This is a genomic window from Methylobacterium sp. CCH5-D2 (assembly GCF_001556475.1).
GTDB lineage: Bacteria > Pseudomonadota > Alphaproteobacteria > Rhizobiales > Beijerinckiaceae > Methylobacterium > Methylobacterium hispanicum.
Genome location: NZ_LSIX01000045.1, coordinates 1 through 1080, shown reverse-complemented (window position 1 = coordinate 1080; position 1080 = coordinate 1). Strand labels below are relative to the sequence as shown.

At 70.8% G+C, this 1080-nt stretch carries 2 protein-coding genes; one reads left to right on the top strand and one right to left on the bottom strand.

The genetic code is table 11. From position 1 onward, the window contains the following. Window positions 1-76 precede the first annotated feature (76 nt). On the bottom strand, window positions 77-775 hold the full coding sequence (gene ftsE, locus AX737_RS01045; protein ID WP_066918310.1) for a cell division ATP-binding protein FtsE: 699 nt from the start codon (window positions 773-775) through the stop codon (window positions 77-79). Between the two features lie 193 nt (window positions 776-968). On the opposite strand from ftsE, the gene AX737_RS31660 reads away from it, so the two are divergent. Beyond that, on the top strand, window positions 969-1080 hold a 112-nt coding region (locus tag AX737_RS31660), incomplete at its 3' end, for an MJ0042-type zinc finger domain-containing protein (RefSeq protein WP_197430411.1).

Sequence of the window (1080 nt, the reverse complement as noted above, 5' to 3'; positions counted from 1 at the left end):
GTGCTGGGCGAGGGCCGGCCGGCCGGTTTGCCGGGGGTGTGGCCGGAATTGTTGCCGGGAGGGGTGCGGTCCACGCTCATTCCTCGATCCGCAGGCGGCCCTCGCCCAGCACCATGCGGCGCGCCGACACGGTGTCCATGATGCCGTAATCGTGGGTCGCGATGATCACCGAGGTGCCGAGCTTGTTCAATTCGAGGAACAGGCGCAGCAGCCGCCGCCCGAGGCCCGGATCGACGTTGCCGGTCGGCTCGTCGGCGAGCAGCAGGTCGGGCCGGCCGATCAGGGCGCGGGCGATGGCCGCGCGCTGCTTCTCGCCGCCCGACAGGAGCGGGGGCAGGGCGTGCATGCGCTCGCCCAGGCCGACCCAGCGCAGGAGCTCGACCACCTCGGCCCGGTAGCTCGTCTCCGCCCGGCCCTGCACGCGGAGCGGCAGCGCCACGTTCTCGTAGGTGGTGAGGTGGTCGAGCAGCCGGAAATCCTGGAACACCACGCCCATGCGGCGGCGCAAGGCCGTGAGCGCGCCGCTGGAGATGCCGCTGACCTCCTCGCCGAAGACCGAGACCAGCCCGCGCGTCGGCCGCACCGAGAGGAGGATCAGCCGCAGCAGCGTGGTCTTGCCCGCCCCCGAGGGCCCGGTGAGGAACTGGAACGAGTGCGGGGCGATCTTGAAGCTCACGTCGGAGAGCACCTCCGGCCCCAGGCCGTAGCGCATGCCGACATTCTCGAACTGGACCACCGGCGCCTCGGCGCCGGAGAGCAGGCTTGCGGTCTTCAAAGCTGCGCAACCTCGCGGGACGCCGGTTTCGGGAGTTCCGGACCGGGATGGAATCCCGGAGCGGCGTTTTCAAGCCCGCGGCGCTTCACCGGAGCTTAACCGCGTTCGCTGACACTGGGTTAAGCGTTTCGTGCCGCGTTCCGGCACGGCGCCCGAGTGCCCGCGTGAGGACCGCCATGCTGATCACCCTCCGATGCTGATCACCTGTCCCACCTGCGCCAGCAGCTACCGGGTCGAGACCGGCCGGGTCGGCATGGAGGGGCGCTCGGTCCGCTGCGCCGCCTGCCGCGAGACCTGGTTCATCA